General features: G+C 67.5%; 18 protein-coding genes. 7 read left to right on the forward strand and 11 right to left on the reverse strand.

Translation table 11 applies throughout. The features are described from left to right. Positions 1–69: 69 nt before the first annotated feature. Complete coding sequence (locus tag EDC82_RS15240) at positions 70–144, reverse strand: 50S ribosomal protein bL37 (protein WP_369798754.1); 75 nt, start codon at positions 142–144, stop codon at positions 70–72. A gap of 229 nt (positions 145–373) precedes the next feature. Between EDC82_RS15240 and EDC82_RS04360 the strand changes: the two genes are divergently transcribed. The 4 genes from EDC82_RS04360 (at position 374) to EDC82_RS04375 (ending at position 2,919) form a co-directional block, all read left to right on the forward strand. Then, positions 374–1,045: a heme oxygenase (biliverdin-producing) gene (locus EDC82_RS04360; protein ID WP_062257125.1), complete on the forward strand. Its 672-nt coding sequence runs from the start codon at positions 374–376 to the stop codon at positions 1,043–1,045. A 4-nt stretch (positions 1,046–1,049) separates the two neighbouring features. Next, positions 1,050–1,430: a DedA family protein gene (locus tag EDC82_RS04365; protein WP_062257127.1), complete on the forward strand. Its 381-nt coding sequence runs from the start codon at positions 1,050–1,052 to the stop codon at positions 1,428–1,430. 83 nt (positions 1,431–1,513) lie between these two features. Further along, positions 1,514–1,891, forward strand: coding sequence for a hypothetical protein (locus tag EDC82_RS04370; RefSeq protein ID WP_006947059.1), 378 nt, complete (start codon positions 1,514–1,516; stop codon positions 1,889–1,891). Between the two features lie 95 nt (positions 1,892–1,986). Beyond that, positions 1,987–2,919, forward strand: coding sequence for a DDE-type integrase/transposase/recombinase (locus EDC82_RS04375; protein WP_082740667.1), 933 nt, complete (start codon positions 1,987–1,989; stop codon positions 2,917–2,919). A 146-nt stretch (positions 2,920–3,065) separates the two neighbouring features. Here EDC82_RS04375 and sodN read toward each other — a convergent pair whose 3' ends face one another. The 7 genes from sodN to rfbA all read right to left on the reverse strand — a co-directional run bounded on the left by sodN (position 3,066) and on the right by rfbA (position 8,407). Further along, positions 3,066–3,470, reverse strand: a complete 405-nt coding sequence (gene sodN, locus EDC82_RS04380; protein WP_006945950.1) for a superoxide dismutase, Ni — start codon at positions 3,468–3,470, stop codon at positions 3,066–3,068. A 54-nt stretch (positions 3,471–3,524) separates the two neighbouring features. Beyond that, positions 3,525–3,905 (reverse strand): S24/S26 family peptidase, encoded by a 381-nt coding sequence (locus tag EDC82_RS04385; protein ID WP_006945900.1) that lies wholly within the window; start codon positions 3,903–3,905, stop codon positions 3,525–3,527. Between the two features lie 34 nt (positions 3,906–3,939). After that, positions 3,940–4,716: an amino acid ABC transporter ATP-binding protein gene (locus EDC82_RS04390; protein WP_156444936.1), complete on the reverse strand. Its 777-nt coding sequence runs from the start codon at positions 4,714–4,716 to the stop codon at positions 3,940–3,942. A gap of 107 nt (positions 4,717–4,823) precedes the next feature. After that, on the reverse strand, positions 4,824–5,753 hold the full coding sequence (locus EDC82_RS04395) for an amino acid ABC transporter permease (protein ID WP_062257133.1): 930 nt from the start codon (positions 5,751–5,753) through the stop codon (positions 4,824–4,826). Between the two features lie 11 nt (positions 5,754–5,764). Beyond that, positions 5,765–6,691 (reverse strand): ABC transporter substrate-binding protein, encoded by a 927-nt coding sequence (locus EDC82_RS04400; RefSeq protein WP_062257135.1) that lies wholly within the window; start codon positions 6,689–6,691, stop codon positions 5,765–5,767. Between the two features lie 217 nt (positions 6,692–6,908). Beyond that, positions 6,909–7,511, reverse strand: a complete 603-nt coding sequence (locus tag EDC82_RS04405) for a dTDP-4-dehydrorhamnose 3,5-epimerase family protein (protein ID WP_131940698.1) — start codon at positions 7,509–7,511, stop codon at positions 6,909–6,911. After that, complete coding sequence (gene rfbA / locus EDC82_RS04410; RefSeq protein WP_131940700.1) at positions 7,511–8,407, reverse strand: glucose-1-phosphate thymidylyltransferase RfbA; 897 nt, start codon at positions 8,405–8,407, stop codon at positions 7,511–7,513. The genes EDC82_RS04405 and rfbA overlap by 1 nt, the downstream gene beginning before the upstream one ends. 22 nt (positions 8,408–8,429) lie before the next feature. Here rfbA and rfbB point away from each other — a divergent pair, with 22 nt between their 5' ends. The 3 genes from rfbB to EDC82_RS04425 all read left to right on the forward strand — a co-directional run bounded on the left by rfbB (position 8,430) and on the right by EDC82_RS04425 (position 11,923). Continuing rightward, a complete protein-coding gene (rfbB, locus tag EDC82_RS04415; RefSeq protein ID WP_131940702.1) occupies positions 8,430–9,464 on the forward strand; it encodes a dTDP-glucose 4,6-dehydratase in 1,035 nt (344 codons plus the stop codon). A 2-nt stretch (positions 9,465–9,466) separates the two neighbouring features. Next, positions 9,467–10,336 carry a dTDP-4-dehydrorhamnose reductase gene (gene rfbD, locus EDC82_RS04420; RefSeq protein WP_131940704.1) on the forward strand — a complete coding sequence of 290 codons (870 nt, stop codon included), beginning with the start codon at positions 9,467–9,469 and terminating at the stop codon, positions 10,334–10,336. 114 nt (positions 10,337–10,450) lie between these two features. Further along, positions 10,451–11,923 carry a sugar transferase gene (locus EDC82_RS04425; protein WP_131940706.1) on the forward strand — a complete coding sequence of 491 codons (1,473 nt, stop codon included), beginning with the start codon at positions 10,451–10,453 and terminating at the stop codon, positions 11,921–11,923. Positions 11,924–12,038: 115 nt separating this feature from the next. Here the strand turns inward: EDC82_RS04425 and EDC82_RS04430 are convergent, their stop codons facing one another. The 3 genes from EDC82_RS04430 to EDC82_RS04440 form a co-directional block, all read right to left on the reverse strand. Continuing rightward, positions 12,039–12,692, reverse strand: a complete 654-nt coding sequence (locus EDC82_RS04430) for a GDSL-type esterase/lipase family protein (RefSeq protein ID WP_006945919.1) — start codon at positions 12,690–12,692, stop codon at positions 12,039–12,041. A 17-nt stretch (positions 12,693–12,709) separates the two neighbouring features. Continuing rightward, the gene (locus tag EDC82_RS04435) at positions 12,710–12,889 is read right to left on the reverse strand and encodes a DUF6104 family protein (RefSeq protein ID WP_131940709.1); all 180 of its coding nucleotides are present in this window, start codon (positions 12,887–12,889) and stop codon (positions 12,710–12,712) included. Positions 12,890–13,025: 136 nt separating this feature from the next. Continuing rightward, complete coding sequence (locus EDC82_RS04440; RefSeq protein WP_131940711.1) at positions 13,026–16,862, reverse strand: multifunctional oxoglutarate decarboxylase/oxoglutarate dehydrogenase thiamine pyrophosphate-binding subunit/dihydrolipoyllysine-residue succinyltransferase subunit; 3,837 nt, start codon at positions 16,860–16,862, stop codon at positions 13,026–13,028. Positions 16,863–17,006: the final 144 nt, after the last annotated feature.

Consider the following 17,006-nt stretch of genomic DNA (forward strand, 5'->3'; position numbering starts at 1 on the left):
AACCGAGCATGACGAAGGCCGACCATCCCGTGAGGGTGGTCGGCCTTCGTTCGCGTCTGCGGCAGATGCTCAGGCGTTGGGCTTCTTGCCGTGGTTCGCGCCCTTGCCCTTGCGGCTGCGACGCTTGCGTGCGCGCTTGCTCATGGTCTTGCTCCCTGGTTCGGGGTCTTCCCCCCGGTACGTCGGGGGCCAACCTCCCCATTCTGTCACATCGCGCTCGTGCCCCCTGCGGGCATCCGCGCAGCGAGAGGCGGCTCGCTCTCGTCGGCCTGGCGTGGTGGGGAGGTGGAGTCTCGGATCAACCGTTCGATTGATCCGAGCGGAGGTGGACCTTTATTAAGGTGAGCCTTCCTCATCAGAAAGGCTCGGATCCATGACGACGGCCCTCACCCCGCCCCTGTCGGCCGCGCTGCGCGACCACACCCGTGCCGCGCACGAGCACGCCGAGAACCGCGGCTTCATGACCCGCCTCATGGGCGGCGAGAGCAGCATCGGCGCGCACCAGGGGCTGCAGCGTCAGCTGCTGCCGGTGTACGACCACCTCGAGTCGGCGTGCGCGACGCACCGCGATGACCCCCGCCTCGCGCCGCTGCTGGACCCGGCACTCGAGCGCGCCGCATCGCTGCGTCACGACCTCGCCGCGCTGGAACGCCTCGGCTATGCGGACGCCACGGCGATCCTGCCCGCCACGCAGCGCTACGTCGACGACCTCGTCGCCTGCGCCGCCTCGCCGGCCACGCTCATCGGCCACCACTACACGCGCTACCTCGGGGATCTGTCCGGCGGGCAGATCATCGCGACGCTCATGCGCCGCCACTACGACGCGCCTCACGATGTCCTCACCTTCTACCGCTTCGACATCGCCAAGCCGAAGACGTACAAGGACGCCTACCGCGCCCGCCTCGATGAGTTGGCCCTCACGACGCAGGAGCAGGACGAGGCCCTCGACGCCGCCGGTCGCGCCTTCGCCCTCAACGCCGCAGTCTTCGACGCGCTGGACGCCTGCTACCCCGCGGGTGCGAACGCTCGGGCCGAGGCCGTCTGAACGCATGGAATCGATCCGTGAGATGCCCGTGGCGCTCGCGTTCGGCATCCTGTTCTGCATCGTCATGGCGCGAGCCAACGCGACATACTGGATCGGCCGCGGCGCGATCGGCGGCTGGCGTCGGCACCCGAAGTACGCCCACCACCTCGACGCGCGCTCCGTCAAGCGCGCCGAGGGCATGGTGCACCGCTTCGGCCCGCTCGCCGTCCCGCTGTCGTTCCTGACGGTCGGCGTGCAGACGGCCGTCAACCTCATGGCCGGGGCCGGCCGGATGCCGCTCGTGCGCTACCTGCCGGCCGTCGCCGTCGGCAGCCTCATCTGGGCCGGCGTGTACACCGTCGCCGGGGTGGCGTTGCTCGACGTCATCCTCCGCCTCGTGCACTGACGCACCTGACGTCATGAAGGTGGACGAGAATCGCCGATGTGCCCTGACTGTCAGCCTGGGTGTGAGTCACTCAGGAGGTGGGTATGCGCAGATGGACTGCGGAAGAGAAGACCGCGTTGGTGCAGCAGTATGTGGCGTTGCCGCATGGCACGAAAGCGGCGTGGTTGCTCGAGCAGGGTGTGTCGCGTCATCAGATCATGACGTGGCGCAAAGCGTTCTACTTCGGAGACCTCGAACGAGACCTCGTGCCCCGCGATACTTCACACATGACAGTTGCTGACGGCGCGCGTTTGGCGCGCGTGGAACAAGAACTCGCCGCCGAACGCGCAGCCCGCGCGCGGGAGGCGCAGACGCATGCTGAGCAGGTTGCGCGGCTGGAGGCATCGAACGAGGCGCTGGGAAAAGCTATCGGGCTCTTGCACGAGTTGAACGCGCCGCAGGAGCCCACGCCCGAGTCCTGAACGAGGCCGATGCCGCCCGCCATGCGGCGTTCCTCGAAGCGGAGAACACCCTGGTCGCCGAGCATGTCGCGGCCGGCTATTCCCAGCGTGAAGCGTTGAAGATCATCGGTGTGGCGACCTCGACGTGGCACTACCGTCACCATCCACGCGCTCGCGTCGCGGACCCGATCGCGCACACCGAGCGGTATCAGCCGTGCGCGCTCAGCTCTGAGGAGCGCGCCCAGATCGTGTCCGCGATCCGTGACGGTTGGCACGAGCAGCGCAGCGTGGAGCAGTCGTTCTACGACGCGTTCGATGCGGGGCGGCCGGTGGCGTCTTTGTCGACGTGGATGCGGTGCGCGCGTGGCTTGCACGGGCCACGGCCGGTGCGTCGACGCCGTACGCGGCGCACGGTCGCGATGCCGCAGTGGGAGGCGTCCGCACCGAACGAGGTGTGGTGCTGGGACATCACGAAACTTCCCGGGCCATACACGGGGGTCTGGTATCAGCAGTACACGATCATCGACGCGTTCAGCCGCACGATCATCGCCAGCAGCGTCGAGACAGATGAGTCCGACGAACTCGCGGTCGCGTTGTTCCAGGCCGCGACAGAACGTGAGGGTGTTCACCCGCGGATCGTGCATTCCGATGGTGGGCCGGCGATGAAGTCGGTACTGCTGGCCGACTTCTACCGTCATGCTGGGATCAGCGCGAGCCGGAATCGTCCGCGCGTGTCGAACGACAACCCGCACATCGAGTCCTACTTCAAGACCGAGAAGTACCGTCCCGACTACCCGAGCCAGTTCACCAGTGTTGAACACGCGCGCGAGTGGGCCGAGCACGTCGTGCACGATTACAACACGCGTCATCACCACAGCTCACTGGCCGGGTTCACGCCCGAACAGGTCCACACCGGCACCTGGGTCGATGTCCACACCGAACGCCAAGCCGTCCTGGATGCGCAGTACGCCGCGAACCCCGAACGCTACCGAGGCCGGCGCCCCATCGCCGCCACAACACCCGAAATCACCCAACTCAACCCCACGTGACTCCAATCAGGTTGACAGCTTCCGGTGGACGGAAATCGCAGGAGGGGACGGGATTCGCGACGGTGAACGAGAACCGCAGGTGAGGCAGCGAGAACGGCCCGGCATCCAAGGGGGATGCCGGGCCGTTCTCGTTGCGGGAGGGAGGCTCAGGCCTGCTTCGTCTCCGCGAAGATGCGAGCGATCTCGTCGATCTTGCCGAGCAACTCGTCAGCCTTGGCGATGTCCCACTCGCCCTTGGTGCCGCTTGCACCGGCGAGCTTCGTTGCCTCGTTGACGAGGGTGTGAAGCTGCGGGTACTTCTCGAAGTGCGGGGGCTTGAAGTAGTCCGTCCACAGCACCCACAGGTGCTCCTTGACGAGCTGGCTGCGCTGCTCCTTGATGATCGTGGCGCGCATCTTGAAGTCTTCGTCGCCGGGCTTGTCGGCGACCTTGGCGATGATGGCCTTGACCGACTCGGCCTCGATGCGGGCCTGGGCAGGGTCGTAGACGCCGCAGGGCAGGTCGCAGTGAGCCGAGACCTCGACGGTGGGGGTGAAGAAACGCTTCAGCATGAGGGACTCCTTGCTGCTGGTGATCAGCTGCCGAGCGGCAGCACTGCTCTCAACCTATCGCGCGACACGGCCCCGGCGAAAGGTGCTGACGCAGGTGCGACAACGTCGCAGAATCTGCGTCATCACTGGGGAGTCGGGGCTGACGACCCGCCCCCGCATCGCCTCGTCCCCCAGCGCCCCGACGAGCCATGAGTCGACCCCCTCACGGGGGTTGTCACGCTCCACCCACCAGCCCGACGCGCCGTCGGCGAGGCGTTCGCGCCTCGTCACCCGTTTGATCGCGAGCGGGCGGGGGCCGTCGTCGCCGTCAGGGAGGCGGACGACGTGGCAGCGCCCGACCCGGGGCGACGCACCCCAGGCGACGAGGACGACGTCGCCGTCGACGTAGGTCGGTTCCATCGAGCGACCCCTGACGACGACGAAGCCCAGCTGCATCCCACCAGGGTAGTGGGGTGCAGCTGGGCGAGCGTCAGAGCAGTTCGTCGTCGACGAGGGCGGCGATCGCCTCGTGCTCGCTGCGAATGCGCGACAGGAAGCTCTTGGTGCGCTCGTGCTGCGGGTTGTTGATGACGTCGCGCGGCGCGCCGGTCTCGACGACGACGCCGGCGTCCATGAACACGACACGGTCCGCGACGTCCCGCGCGAAACTCATCTCGTGCGTGACGACGACCATCGTCATCCCGTCCTTGGCCAGTTCCTTCATGACGGCGAGCACCTCGCCGACCAGTTCGGGGTCGAGGGCGGACGTCGGCTCGTCGAACAGCATGAGCTTCGGCTGCATCGCGAGCGCGCGGGCGATGGCGACGCGCTGCTGCTGGCCGCCCGAGAGCTGGCTGGGGTAGTGCTTCGTCTTGTCGCCGAGCCCGACCCGTTCGAGCAGCCGCTCGGCCTCCGCCTTCGCCTCGGCCTTGCCCACGCCCTTGACCTGGACGGGCGCCTCCATGACGTTCTCGAGGGCCGTCATGTGTGGGAAGAGGTTGAAGCGCTGGAAGACCATGCCGATCTCACGACGCTGCGCGGCGATCTTCCTGTCCGTGAGGCGGTGCAGTTGCCCACCCTTGTCGGCGTAACCCATGAGGTCGCCGTCGACCCAGATGCGCCCGCCGTCGATCGTCTCGAGCTGGTTGATGCAGCGCAGGAACGTCGTCTTGCCCGAGCCCGACGGGCCGAGCAGCACGACGACCTCGCCGGGGTGGACGTCGAGGTCGATGCCCTTGAGCACCTCGTGCTTGCCGAACGACTTCATGACGTTGACGGCGTGCACGAGTGGCTCATCGGAGCGTGAGGCCACGGGGGCCGTGGTGGCGGACGGTCGCGGCTGGGCGTTGCTCGCCCCGGCGGCGGCGGTGCTCATCAGTGGTCACTTCCGATCGAGGACAGACGTGAGCGGAACCCGCCGGTCGTGGTGCCCTGCGCCCCGAAGCCGCGCGCGAAGCGTCGCTCCAGCCAGCTCTGCAGCAGCATGAGCAGCGTGCAGAGGATGAGGTACCACATGAGGGCGCCGACGTAGCTCGGCATCACCTTGTACGTGTTGTTGGCGACGTTCTGCGCCTGGTTGAACAGTTCGGCGGTGACGGGTACGGCCGTCAGCAGCGACGTGTCCTTGACCATCGAGATGGCCTCGTTGCCGGTCGGCGGCACGATGACGCGCATCGCCTGCGGCAGGATGATGCGGCGCATGGCCTTGCCGTTGCTCATGCCGAGGGCCTGGGCGGCCTCACGCTGACCGTTGTCGACGGACAGGATGCCGGCGCGCGCGATCTCCGCCATGTAGGCGGCTTCGGACAGTCCGAGGCCGATGATGCCGACGGTGATTCCGGAGCTGATCGTCTTGACGTCGAGGGTGTAGAACGTCAGCCCGAGGTCCTTGCCGAACGGCACGCCGAGATCGAGGGTCGGGTAGAGGGTCAGGACGCCGAGACCGAGGATCGTCATGAGGACGTAGCGCGGCACGGCCCGGAAGAACCAGATGTAGACGAACGCCACGCCGCGCAGCACGGGGTTGTCCGACAGGCGCATGATCGCGAGGATGACGCCGAGCACGACGCCCAGGATCATCGACACGATCGTCACGATGATCGTGCCCTTGAGCAGTCCGTCGAGCACGGGCGAGTAGTTCATCACCTTGAGCACGAACGGCCAGTCCCAGGCCTTGTTGGTGACGACGGAGCTGATCATCATCGCGACGAGGACGGCGATGACGGCGAGGGCGACCCATCGGCCGGGATGCCGGACCGGCCGGGCGTCGATGACGCCCGGCCGCTCGGTGGTGGTGTCGGTCATGTCGGTCGCGATCAGGGCTTGGGGTTGACCGGGAACGAGGTGACGGCGCCGTCACCGTTGCTCCAGGCGTCGAGGATCTTCTTGTAGGTGCCGTCCTTGTCGAGGGCCTCAAGGGCCTTCGAGATGGCCTCGGCGAACGCCGTGTTGTCCTTCTTGACGACGATGCCGTACGGGGCCGAGGCGTACTTCGAGCCGACCTTCTCGAGCTTCGCGTCGTTCTTCGCGACGGCCCAGTTGGCGACGGGGGAGTCGGCCGCGAAGCCGTCGACCTTGCCGGCGATGAGGTCGGCGGTCACCTTCGACTGGGCGACCTCGCTGACGATCGTGATCGGCTTCTTGCCCGCGGCAGTGCACTTCTTGTTGCGTGCGGGCAGGTCGTCGGTCTGCTGCACGGTGTCCTTCTGGACGCCGATCGTCAGGCCGCACGCGTTATCTGGGTCGAGCTTCTTCGGGTTGCCCTTGGCGGTGACCCAGGCGGTGCCCGCGCTGTAGTACTGCACCATGTTCGCGGTCTTGAGGCGCTCGGCGTTGATGGTGAACGAGCTGATCGCCGCCGGGTACTTGCCGGCGTTGACGCCGCCGATGAGGGTGCCGAAGTCGCCGTTCTGGAAGGTGATCTTGAGACCGAGCTTCGCGGCGACGGCGTTGAGCAGGTCGATGTCCATGCCCTGGATCGTCTTGCCGTCGGCAGCCGTGAACTCGTTCGGGGCGTATGAGGCGTCCGAACCGATCGTCAGGGTGCCCTCCTTGGCGATGGCGGCGGGGACGAGCTTGGCGAGCGAGTCGTCCTTCGTCACCTCGGCGGCCTTGCTCGATGCGCCCGCAGCGCCCGAGGAGGCCGAGCTCTTGGAGCCGTCGAGGGAGTCGGAGCCACAACCCGACAGCAACAGGGCGGTGGCACTCAGGCCGGCGAGGGCGGGGGCGGTGGTACGACGCATGGGCGGGCCTTTCGGCATGGGGACGACGCGAGCCGTCGGAGACGATGGCCACAGCATGCCACCGCGCCTCGCCCCAGGCGAGCGACACGACATAAGTATGCGGGATCGTGACCTACGGCCCGCCTCGTGCGCGCGACACCGTGCCCGTGCAGCGACCTTGGAGCCGCCTCGTGAGACGTGCGTCACGCGTGATCATGCAGGACGCGGGCCGCTGCGATCAGGCCGAGCGCAACGAGTCGTAGAAGCGCACGCAGTCGTCGTATCGCGGCAGCAGACCCGACGCCTCGGCCTCCGCCAGCGACGGCGCAGCCTCGTCCTTGGGGGACAGCAGCGGTTCGATGTCGTCGGGCAGGGTCAGCCCCACCGTCGTGTCGAGGGGGTTGATGCCGTGCTCGCGCAAGGGGGTGTAGGGCGCGCTGCACAGGTACATCGCCGTCGAATCGTCCTCGAGGGCGCAGAACGCGTGGCCGAGCCCCTCGGCGAGGTAGACCGCCTTGCGTTCGCTCGTGTCGAGCACGACCGATTCCCACTGCCCGAACGTCGGCGACCCGACGCGGATGTCGACGATGAAGTCGATGATCGAGCCCGACAGGACGGTGATGTACTTCGCCTGGCTCGGTGGCACGTCGGCGAAGTGGATGCCGCGCACCGTGCCGCGGCTGCTGACCGAGATGTTCGACTGGACGACGTCCATGCGGTGGCCGAGGTGCTCGGCGAGCTTGTCGCCGCGGAAGCCCTCCATGAACACGCCGCGCCCGTCGGGGAACTGGCGGGGCGTGACGACGTAGGCGCCGTCGATCTTCAGCGGCTGGATGTCCATCACAGGGCCTTGCGGACGGCGGGGGTGATGTGGCCTTCGGCGAGGACGCGGTGCATGTAGGCGCCGTAACCGGACTTGACGAGGGAGTCGGCGAGGGCGGAGAACTGCGCGTCGTCGATCCAGCCCTGACGCCACGCGATCTCCTCGACGCAGCCGACCTTCAGATCCTGCTGCTCCTCGAGGACGTGGACGAACTGCGAGGCGTCCATGAGGCCCTTGAAGGTGCCCGTGTCGAACCACGCGGTGCCGCGCGGCAGCACCGTCACCGTGAGGTTGCCGCGGCGCAGGTACTCGTCGTTGACGCCCGTGATCTCCAGCTCGCCACGCGGGGAGGGCTCGAGGTTCTTCGCGATGTCGACGACGTCGTTGTCGTAGAAGTACAGGCCGGGCACGGCGTAACGCGACTTCGGCTGCTCCGGCTTCTCCTCGATCGAGACGACGTTGCCGTCCGCGTCGAACTCGACGACGCCGTAGGCGCTCGGGTTCGTCACGTGATGAGCGAAGACGTGGCCCCCGGTGAGCTCAGCGTGGCCCTGCAGCGCCGTCCCCATGCCGGCGCCGTGGAAGATGTTGTCGCCGAGGACGAGGGCGACCGAGTCGTCGCCGATGAACTCCTCGCCGATGATGAACGCCTGCGCGAGGCCGTCGGGCGAGGGCTGCACGGCGTAGCTGATCTCGACACCCCAGTCGGATCCCTCGCCCAGCAGCCGCCGGAACTGCTTGCTGTCGTGCGGCGTCGTGATGATGAGGATCTCGCGGACTCCGGCCATCATGAGCGTCGAGATCGGGTAGTAGATCATCGGCTTGTCGTACACCGGCATGAGCTGCTTGCTGATGCCCCGTGTGATCGGGTGAAGTCGCGTTCCCGATCCCCCCGCGAGAATGATTCCCTTCATAGGCCTACCTTATGCTGGCAGGGTGCAGATCCTGGTCACCGGCGGAGCCGGCTTCATCGGCGGCAACTTCGTCCACCTGACGGTGAAGGAGCGCCCAGAGGCGCGCATCGTCGTTCTCGACGCCATGACGTATGCGGGCAACGAGAGATCTCTCGACGGGCTGGGGGAGCACGTCGAGCTGGTGCGCGGCGACATCGCCGACGCCGCGCTCGTCGACCGTCTCGTCGCCGCGTCCGACCTCGTCGTCCACTTCGCCGCCGAGTCGCACAACGACAACTCCCTCGCCGAGCCGTGGCCGTTCGTCCAGACCAACATCGTCGGCACCTACACGCTGCTCGAGGCGGCGCGCAAGCACGACGTCCGGTACCACCACATCTCCACCGACGAGGTGTATGGCGACCTCGAGCTCGATGACCCGGAGCGTTTCACCGAGGCGACGGCGTACAACCCGTCGAGCCCGTACAGCTCAACCAAGGCCGGCAGCGACATGCTCGTGCGTGCCTGGGTGCGCAGCTTCGGCGTCAGGGCGACGATCTCGAACTGCTCGAACAACTACGGTCCGCGCCAGCACATCGAGAAGTTCATCCCGCGCCAGATCACTAACCTCATCGACGGCGTGCGCCCCAAGCTCTACGGTGACGGGCTCAACGTGCGCGACTGGATCCACGTCGACGACCACAACGCGGCCGTCTGGGCCATCATCGAGCGCGGGCGCATCGGGGAGACCTACCTCATCGGCGCCGACGGTGAGCTCGACAACAAGACCGTCGTGCAGGCCATCCTCACCGGGATGGGGCGTGACGCCGACGACTTCGACCACGTCACCGATCGGCCCGGCCACGACCGCCGCTACGCGATCGACTCGACGAAGCTGCGCGAGGAACTCGGCTGGAGTCCGCGCTACACGTCGTTCGAGGAGGGCCTGGCCGCGACGATCCAGTGGTATCGCGACAACGAGTCGTGGTGGCGCCCGTTCAAGGACGCCACCGAGGCCAAGTACGCAAGCCAGCAGGTCGTCGCGGCGCCTGCTGACACCGCCACCGGTCAAGGGGCATGACGATGGCGCGTCGCTGGCTCGTCCTCGGAGGCACGGGCATGCTCGGTCAGGATCTCGACGCGCTGCTGCGCAGCCGCGGTGAGAGCGTCGTCTCGCTCGGCTCCGCCGGATGCGACGTCACCGAGCTGGAGACGGTGCAGCGCGTCATCGGCGATCACGCGCCGGACGTCGTCGTCAACTGTGCTGCGTACACGGCCGTCGATGCCGCTGAGAGCGACGAGGCCGCGGCGTTCGCAGTCAATGGGACGGGTGCGTTCAACGTCGCTCGAACCGCGCGGGCCGCGCATGCCCAGCTCGTCCACGTCTCGACCGACTACGTCTTCGACGGCCGTGCCGAGGAACCGTACGATGTCGAGCACCCGCAGGCCCCGCAGTCGGCCTACGGACGCACCAAGGCGGCCGGAGAATGGGCCGTTCGTGCCACGCACCCCGACGCGCTCATCGTGCGCACGGCATGGCTCTACGGAGCGCACGGAAGCAACTTCGTCGCGACGATGCTGAAGCTCGCCCAGAACCGTGACACCCTCGACGTCGTGGCCGACCAGGTCGGACAGCCGACGTGGGCGGGCGACCTGGCGGACACCATCGTCGGGCTGATCGAGCAGGAATGCTCGGGCGGGTTCTACCATGGGACGAGTTCGGGCAGCGGGTCATGGTTCGACCTCGCACGAGAGGCATTCATCCTCGCAGGCCTGGATCCTGAGCGCGTGCGCCCGACGACGTCGGAGGCGTTCCAGCGGCCCGCGCCGAGGCCCGCCTACAGCGTGCTCGCACGCTCACCGCGCGGGCCGAGCATCGGTGACTGGCGTGCACGACTCGCCGCGTCCGGCGTCGTTCAGCAGGAGCGCGCTGCAGAGCGCGCGCGGGCCTGAGGAGCAGGCTCGAGACGACCGCGGTGCGGGGGACGCAGCCGAACGGGAACGAGGGGAATTCGGACGCGTCCGACGAAGGGGAAACAGGGTTTTGTGGGAAAGGCGCCGGCGAGCATGACTGACGGGGCGAGAGGCAGGCGCGACCTGCTCGGCAGGATGCGTGGCAACTGGCGGCGCAACCTGTTCCTGCTGCTGTTCGTCCTCGACCTGGGCGTCATCACACTCGCCGTGGCTGCCGGGTTCTTCGCGCGCTTCGCAATGGCGGAGGCGTCGCTCGACACCGTCCGCTCGCAGGGCAACCTCTACCTCGTCGTCGTGCCCGCCCTCATCCTCGGATGGCAGGCCTCGCTGCTGCTCAATCAGACGCACAACATGGAGATCATCGCGATCGGCACCGACGAATATCGTCGTGTCGTGCGCGCCACGTTCTTCACGTTCGGCGCGCTCGCGATCGTCCTCGTCCTGCTGCGCTGGCAGGTAGCGCGCGGCTTCCTGGCCGTCGCCCTCCCACTCGGGCTCGTCCTGCTTCTCATCGAACGTCTCCTGGTCCGCCGCTGGGTGCTCGCGCGACGCCGCCGCGCGATGCTCGTCGACGGCGTCGTCGTCGTCGGCTCACCGCATGAGGTGCGCTACGTCGCCGAAGGCATAGCCCGCAACCCGGCTGCGGGCCTCGTCGTGCGCGCCGTCGCGACGGACACGACCGATGCTCCGACGTTCGAGCTCGCCAACGGAGTGGTCGTGCCCCAGGCCGGCGCGATCGCCGACGTCGTCGACGCCGTGCACCGCTACGACGCCAGCACGATCATCGTCGCCGGCCATAACCGCATCAACCGCAAGCAGCTGCGCGAACTCGGCTGGCAGCTCGAGGACACCACCATCCGCCTCGCCCTCGCCAGCCGCATGACGGACGTCGCAGGCCCCCGCATCCACTGGCACCCCATCGAAGGGTTGCCGCTCATGAGCGTCGAGATGCCCCGCTACAGCGGCGTCAAGTACTCCCTCAAACGGGCCTTCGACCTCGTCGTCGCCACCGGGATGGTCGTCCTCGTCGCCCCGATCCTGCTCGCCATCGCCATCGCCGTCCGCCTCGACAGCCCCGGGCCCATCTTCTTCCGCCAGACCCGAGTAGGCGTCAACGGAACGCCGTTCAAGATGACCAAGTTCCGCTCGATGGCCGTCGACGCCGAAGCGCGCCTCGCCGGACTCGAACGACAGAACGAAGGCTCCGGCCTACTGTTCAAGATGAAAGACGACCCCCGCACCACCCGCGTCGGCGCCTTCATCCGCCGCTACAGCCTCGACGAACTGCCACAACTGTTCGACGTCATCGCCGGCAGCATGTCACTCGTCGGACCACGCCCCCCACTGCCCCGCGAGGTCGAAGCCTACGACCACCACGTCCACCGCCGCCTCAACGTCAAGCCAGGCATCACTGGACCCTGGCAGGTCGGCGGACGCTCGAACCTCTCCTGGCAAGAATCCGTGCGCAAGGACCTCTACTACGTCGAGAACTGGTCCCTGTCCGGCGACCTCGTCATCATGTTCAAGACCCTCCGCGCCGTCCTCGCACGCGACGGCGCGTACTGACATTCCCTTGTCTCGCCTTCCGGCCGGCCCCCGAAGGGGGGTCAGAACGTGGTTGTCGGGACGACGAACGCCCCACGTCGACGACGTGAGGCGCTCGAAGGTGCGATGAGGGCCGTCAGACGGAGAGCCAGTCCTGCCAACCGGCGTGAAGCACGAGCCACGCCATGAGGCCGTAGCCCGCCTGGCCGGGGTGGTAGCCGTCGCTGGCGGCAAGATCCGACTGCCACTGATCGTGCCCGAGCAGCGGACGGAAGCAGTCGACATACGTCACGCCACGACGCGCGCAGACGTCCGCGTGCGCGTCGACGAGCACCTCGAGCTTCGCGTTCATCTCCGGGTCGCTCGTGGGCGGCGGGCCGACGACGAACGTCGCGATGCCGTTCGTCGACGCATCGTCGAGGATGTTCGCGAGGTTGAGGCGCGAACGTGCTGTCGTCAGACCCTGCGCCGCGTCGTTCGTGCCGAAGCCGATGACGAGTCGGCGCTCGTTGCAGTTCTTCCACCGCAGCGCCGCCTCACCCCGCCAGCGCGCGAGGACGTCCGAGGAACTGTCGCCGCGCACGCCGAGGTTGTACGTCGTCAGCCTGACGCCCTCGTGCGGCGTACGCGCGACGACCCGCGAGACCCATCCCAGGGCCTTCGGGTCGCCGTAGCCGTTGACGAAGCTGTCGCCGACGAAGACGAGGCCGACACGGCGCTCACCCTCGGCGACGTGGAAATCGGCGCTCGGCCGGAACTCGGGCTCGCTGCCTTCGGTGGGGTAGGACACGCTACGACCGCCTTCACTCACTCGTCATCGTCGTCGTCGAGCCGTGCCAACCATGTGGCGAGGCGCTCGACGGGGATCTCAAACTCCGGGTTGAGGTCGACGAAATGACGCAGCTGCTCCGCGAGCCACTCGAACGTCACGTCTTCTCCGCCGCGGCGCGCCGCGAGCTCCTCGATACCCCGATCCGTGAAATACACGCGCCCAGCTTATCGTCCGTCAGCTCGGTGCCCACCCCGCAGGCGTCGCGAGCCCACGACGAAGCGGTGCCCACCCCGCGTGGGGGAGGGCACCGCTTCATCAGGAACGCACCATCAACGGCTGCTCACGTGAACCTCAGCGCGCGAACGCCTGCTCCATGAGCTCCGCGTTCTGCGCGGCGTGACGCTTGCTGTTGCCGGTCGCGGGCGACGCGGACGCCGGACGCGACACGACGCGCAGACGTCGCGTCTCGCCGTGGCTCTCGAGCAGGTCGGGCAGGTTGAAGTACATGAACGGCCAGGCGCCCTGGTTCTTCGGCTCGTCCTGCACCCACACGATCTCGGCGTTCGGGTACGCCGAGACCGCCTCGGCGATCTCCTTGGCCGGGATCGGCGCGAGCTGCTCGACACGCACGATGGCGGTCGTGTCGTCACCGCGCTTCTCACGCTCCGCCTCGAGGTCGTAGACCACGCGGCTCGAGGCGAGCAGCACCCGCTCGACCTTCGAATCGTCGAGCTGCTTCTGGTCCTTCAGCACCGGCTCGAACTGGCCCGAGGTGAAGTCGGCCGGCGAGCTCGTCGCGGCCTTCACGCGCAGCAGCTGCTTCGGTGTGAAGACGATGAGCGGCTTGCGCGGTCGCGCGTGCGCCTGGCGACGCAGCAGGTGGAAGTACGACGCCGGCGTCGACGGGTAAGCGATCGTCATGTTGTCCTCGGCGAACAGCTGGAGGAAGCGCTCGATGCGCGCCGAGCTGTGGTCCGGACCCTGACCCTCGTAGCCGTGCGGCAGCAGCAGCACGACGGAGCTGCGCTGCGCCCACTTCTGCTCCGAGCTCGAGATGAATTCGTCGATGATGGTCTGCGCACCGTCGACGAAGTCACCGAACTGCGCCTCCCACAGCACGAGCGCGTCGGGACGCTCGACCGAGTAGCCATACTCGAAGCCCATCGCGGCGTACTCGCTGAGCAGCGAGTCGTAGATCCACAGCCACGCCTGGTCATCCGTGAGGTAACGCAGCGGCGTCCACTCGTTGCCGTTCGCCTTGTCGATGAGGACGGCGTGACGCTGCACGAACGTGCCGCGTCGGGTGTCCTGACCGGACAGACGCACCGGCGTGCCGTCCATGAGTAGCGAACCGAACGCGATGAGCTCGCCCATGGCCCAGTCGATGCCGCCGTCCTTGACCATCGCCGTGCGACGCTCGAGCAGCTGCTTGAGCTTCGGGTGCAGCGTGAAGCCCTCCGGCGGGTTCGTCCACACCGCGCCGATGCGCTCGAGAGCGGCCTCGGTGATCGCGGAGGAACGGCCCGAGGAGTAGGCGCTCTTCGCGTCGTCCTCGAGCTGAGCGGACGGGCGCTCGAGGCCGCCGTGGCCCTCGGCGTCGGTGCCCTGGCTGGAATCGGACGAAGCGCTCTGCGCGGCGCTGTCGGCAGCGGCCTTCTTCGTCGCCTCCTTCGTCTCGACGAAGACGCGCTCGAGCTGCTGCTGGTAGTCCTTGAGCAGTTCGTCGGCACGCTCCTGGTCCATGTCGCCGCGGCCGACGAGGGCCTCGGCGTACAGGCGACGCACGGACTTCTTCGCCTCGATCAGCTTGTACATGAGCGGCTGCGTCATCGACGGGTCGTCGCCCTCGTTGTGACCGCGGCGGCGGTAGCACACCATGTCGATGACGACGTCCTTGTTGAACGTCTGGCGGTACTCGAACGCGAGTTCCGCGACGCGGACGCAGGCCTCCGGGTCGTCACCGTTGACGTGGAAGATCGGCGCCTGCACCATGCGCGCGACGTCCGTCGAGTACGTCGATGAACGCGACGAGCTCGGCGCGGTCGTGAAGCCGACCTGGTTGTTGATGACGACGTGGATCGTGCCGCCGGTTCGGTAGCCGCGCAGCTGCGACAGGTTCAACGTCTCGGCGACGATGCCCTGGCCCGCGAACGCGGCGTCGCCGTGGAGCAGGATCGGCAGCACCGTGAACGCCGTGCCGGCGAGGTTGATGCGGTCCTGCTTGGCACGGGCGATGCCCTCGAGCACCGGGTCGACGGCCTCGAGGTGGCTCGGGTTGGCGGCGAGGTAGACCTTCGTGTGGTTGCCCTCATCGGAGACGAACTCGCCCTCGGTGCCGAGGTGGTACTTGACGTCACCGGAGCCCTGCACCGAGTTGGGAGCGGCGGTGCCCTCGAACTCGCGGAAGATCTGGCCGTACGACTTGCCCGCGATGTTGGCGAGCACGTTGAGACGGCCACGGTGCGGCATGCCGATCGCGGCCTCTTCGAGGCCGGCGTCCGCGGCCTCCGACAGGATGCGGTCGAGGATCGCGATGACGGACTCGCCGCCTTCGAGGCTGAAGCGCTTCTGGCCGACGAACTTCGTCTGCAGGAACGTCTCGAACGCCTCGGCCTGGTTGAGCTTGCGCAGGATGCGCTCCTGCTCGTCCGACGTCGGCTTCGAGTACGTCTTCTCCAGCTTGTTCTGCATCCAGGCCCGCTCCTCGGGGTTCTGGATGTGCATGTACTCGACGCCGACCGTGCGGCAGTACGAGTCACGCAGGATGCCGAGGATCTTGCGCAGCTTGAGGAAGTTGGCGCCGCCGAAACCGCCCGTGGCGAACGTGCGGTCGAGATCCCACAGCGTCAGGCCGTGGCTCGTGACGTCGAGGTCGGGGTGACGACGCTGCTTGTACTCGAGCGGGTCGGTGTCGGCCATGAGGTGACCGCGCACGCGGTAGGCGTGGATGAGCTCCTGCACGCGCGCGACCTTGTTGATGTCGTCGTCGTGGTTGGCGGAGATGTCCTGCACCCAGCGCACCGGCTCGTAGGGGATGCGCAGCGACTCGAAGATCTCGTCGTAGAAGTTGTTCTCACCGAGCAGCAGCTGGTGGATCTGACGCAGGAACTCCCCGGACGTCGCACCTTGGATGATGCGGTGGTCGTAGGTCGAGGTGATCGTCAGGATCTTGCTGACGGCGTTACGGTTGAGCGTCTCCTCGCTCGCGCCCTGCCACTCGGCGGGGTAGTCGAGCGCGCCGACACCGATGATGGCGCCCGCGCCCTTCATCAGACGCGGCACCGAGTGCACCGTGCCGATGCCCCCGGGGTTGGTCAGCGAGATCGTCGTGCCCGCGTAGTCCTCGAGCGTCAGCTTGTTGTTGCGCGCCTTCTTGACCATCTCTTCGTACGCGGCCCAGAACTGCGCGAACGTCATCGCCTCGGCGCCCTTGATCGACGGCACGACGAGCGTGCGCGAACCGTCGGGCTTCTGCAGGTCGATGGCGAGGCCGAAGTTGATGTGCCCCGGCTGGTGCAGGACGGGCTTGCCCTTCTCGTCGACCGAGAGGGAAGCGTTCATCTCCGGCATGACGCGCAGCGCCTTGATGATGGCGTAGCCGATGATGTGGGTGAAGCTCACCTTGCCGCCGCGGCCGCGGGCGAGGTTCGAGTTGATGACGATGCGGTTGTCGATCAGCGCCTTCGCAGGGACGGCGCGGACCGACGTCGCGGTCGGGACCTCGATCGAGGCCTCCATGTTCTGCACGATCTTGGCGGCGATGCCCTTGAGCGGGGTGTCCTTGTCGTCCGCCGCCGGCACGTCACCGAGGGCGCCGTCGCCCTGGTCGCGCGGCGTCGGCAGCGGTGTGTGGCCCTCGGCCTGCTTCGGGTCGAGCTTCTGCGGCTCGCTCTCGGCGGTGCGCGTCGGCTCGGCGGCCTGCTGTGCAGGCGCCTCCTGCTGGTCGCGCGGTGCCTCGGCGGCCATCGGCTTCTCGGTTCGGGGAGCGGCCTTCGCGCCCGAGCCCGACGTGGACGTGGAGGCCGGCGCCGAGGAGTTCGACGAGCCCGGCTGATAGGTCGCGAAGAACTCCTGCCATGCGGCATCCACGGAGTTCTTGTCCTTGCTGTACTGCTCGAAGAGTTCCTCGACGAGCCACTCGTTCGCGCCGAAGTCGTCGTGCTCAGAGCTGGGGGACTGGGATGACACGCAGATGCGCCTCTTTCATTCGCGTCGATTCACGTACACGTGCGGGAGGCGTCCCGTTGCCCCCGCCATGACGCGGCGCGTGGCCGTGTCAGGCAGGAGCGAGGTGAACCACTCCACTGCCGTGTGGTACACGGCATACGTTGC

The sequence above is a fragment of the Dermacoccus sp. SAI-028 genome (genome assembly GCF_004346775.1).
In the GTDB taxonomy this organism is placed as follows: Bacteria; Actinomycetota; Actinomycetes; order Actinomycetales; family Dermatophilaceae; genus Dermacoccus; species Dermacoccus nishinomiyaensis.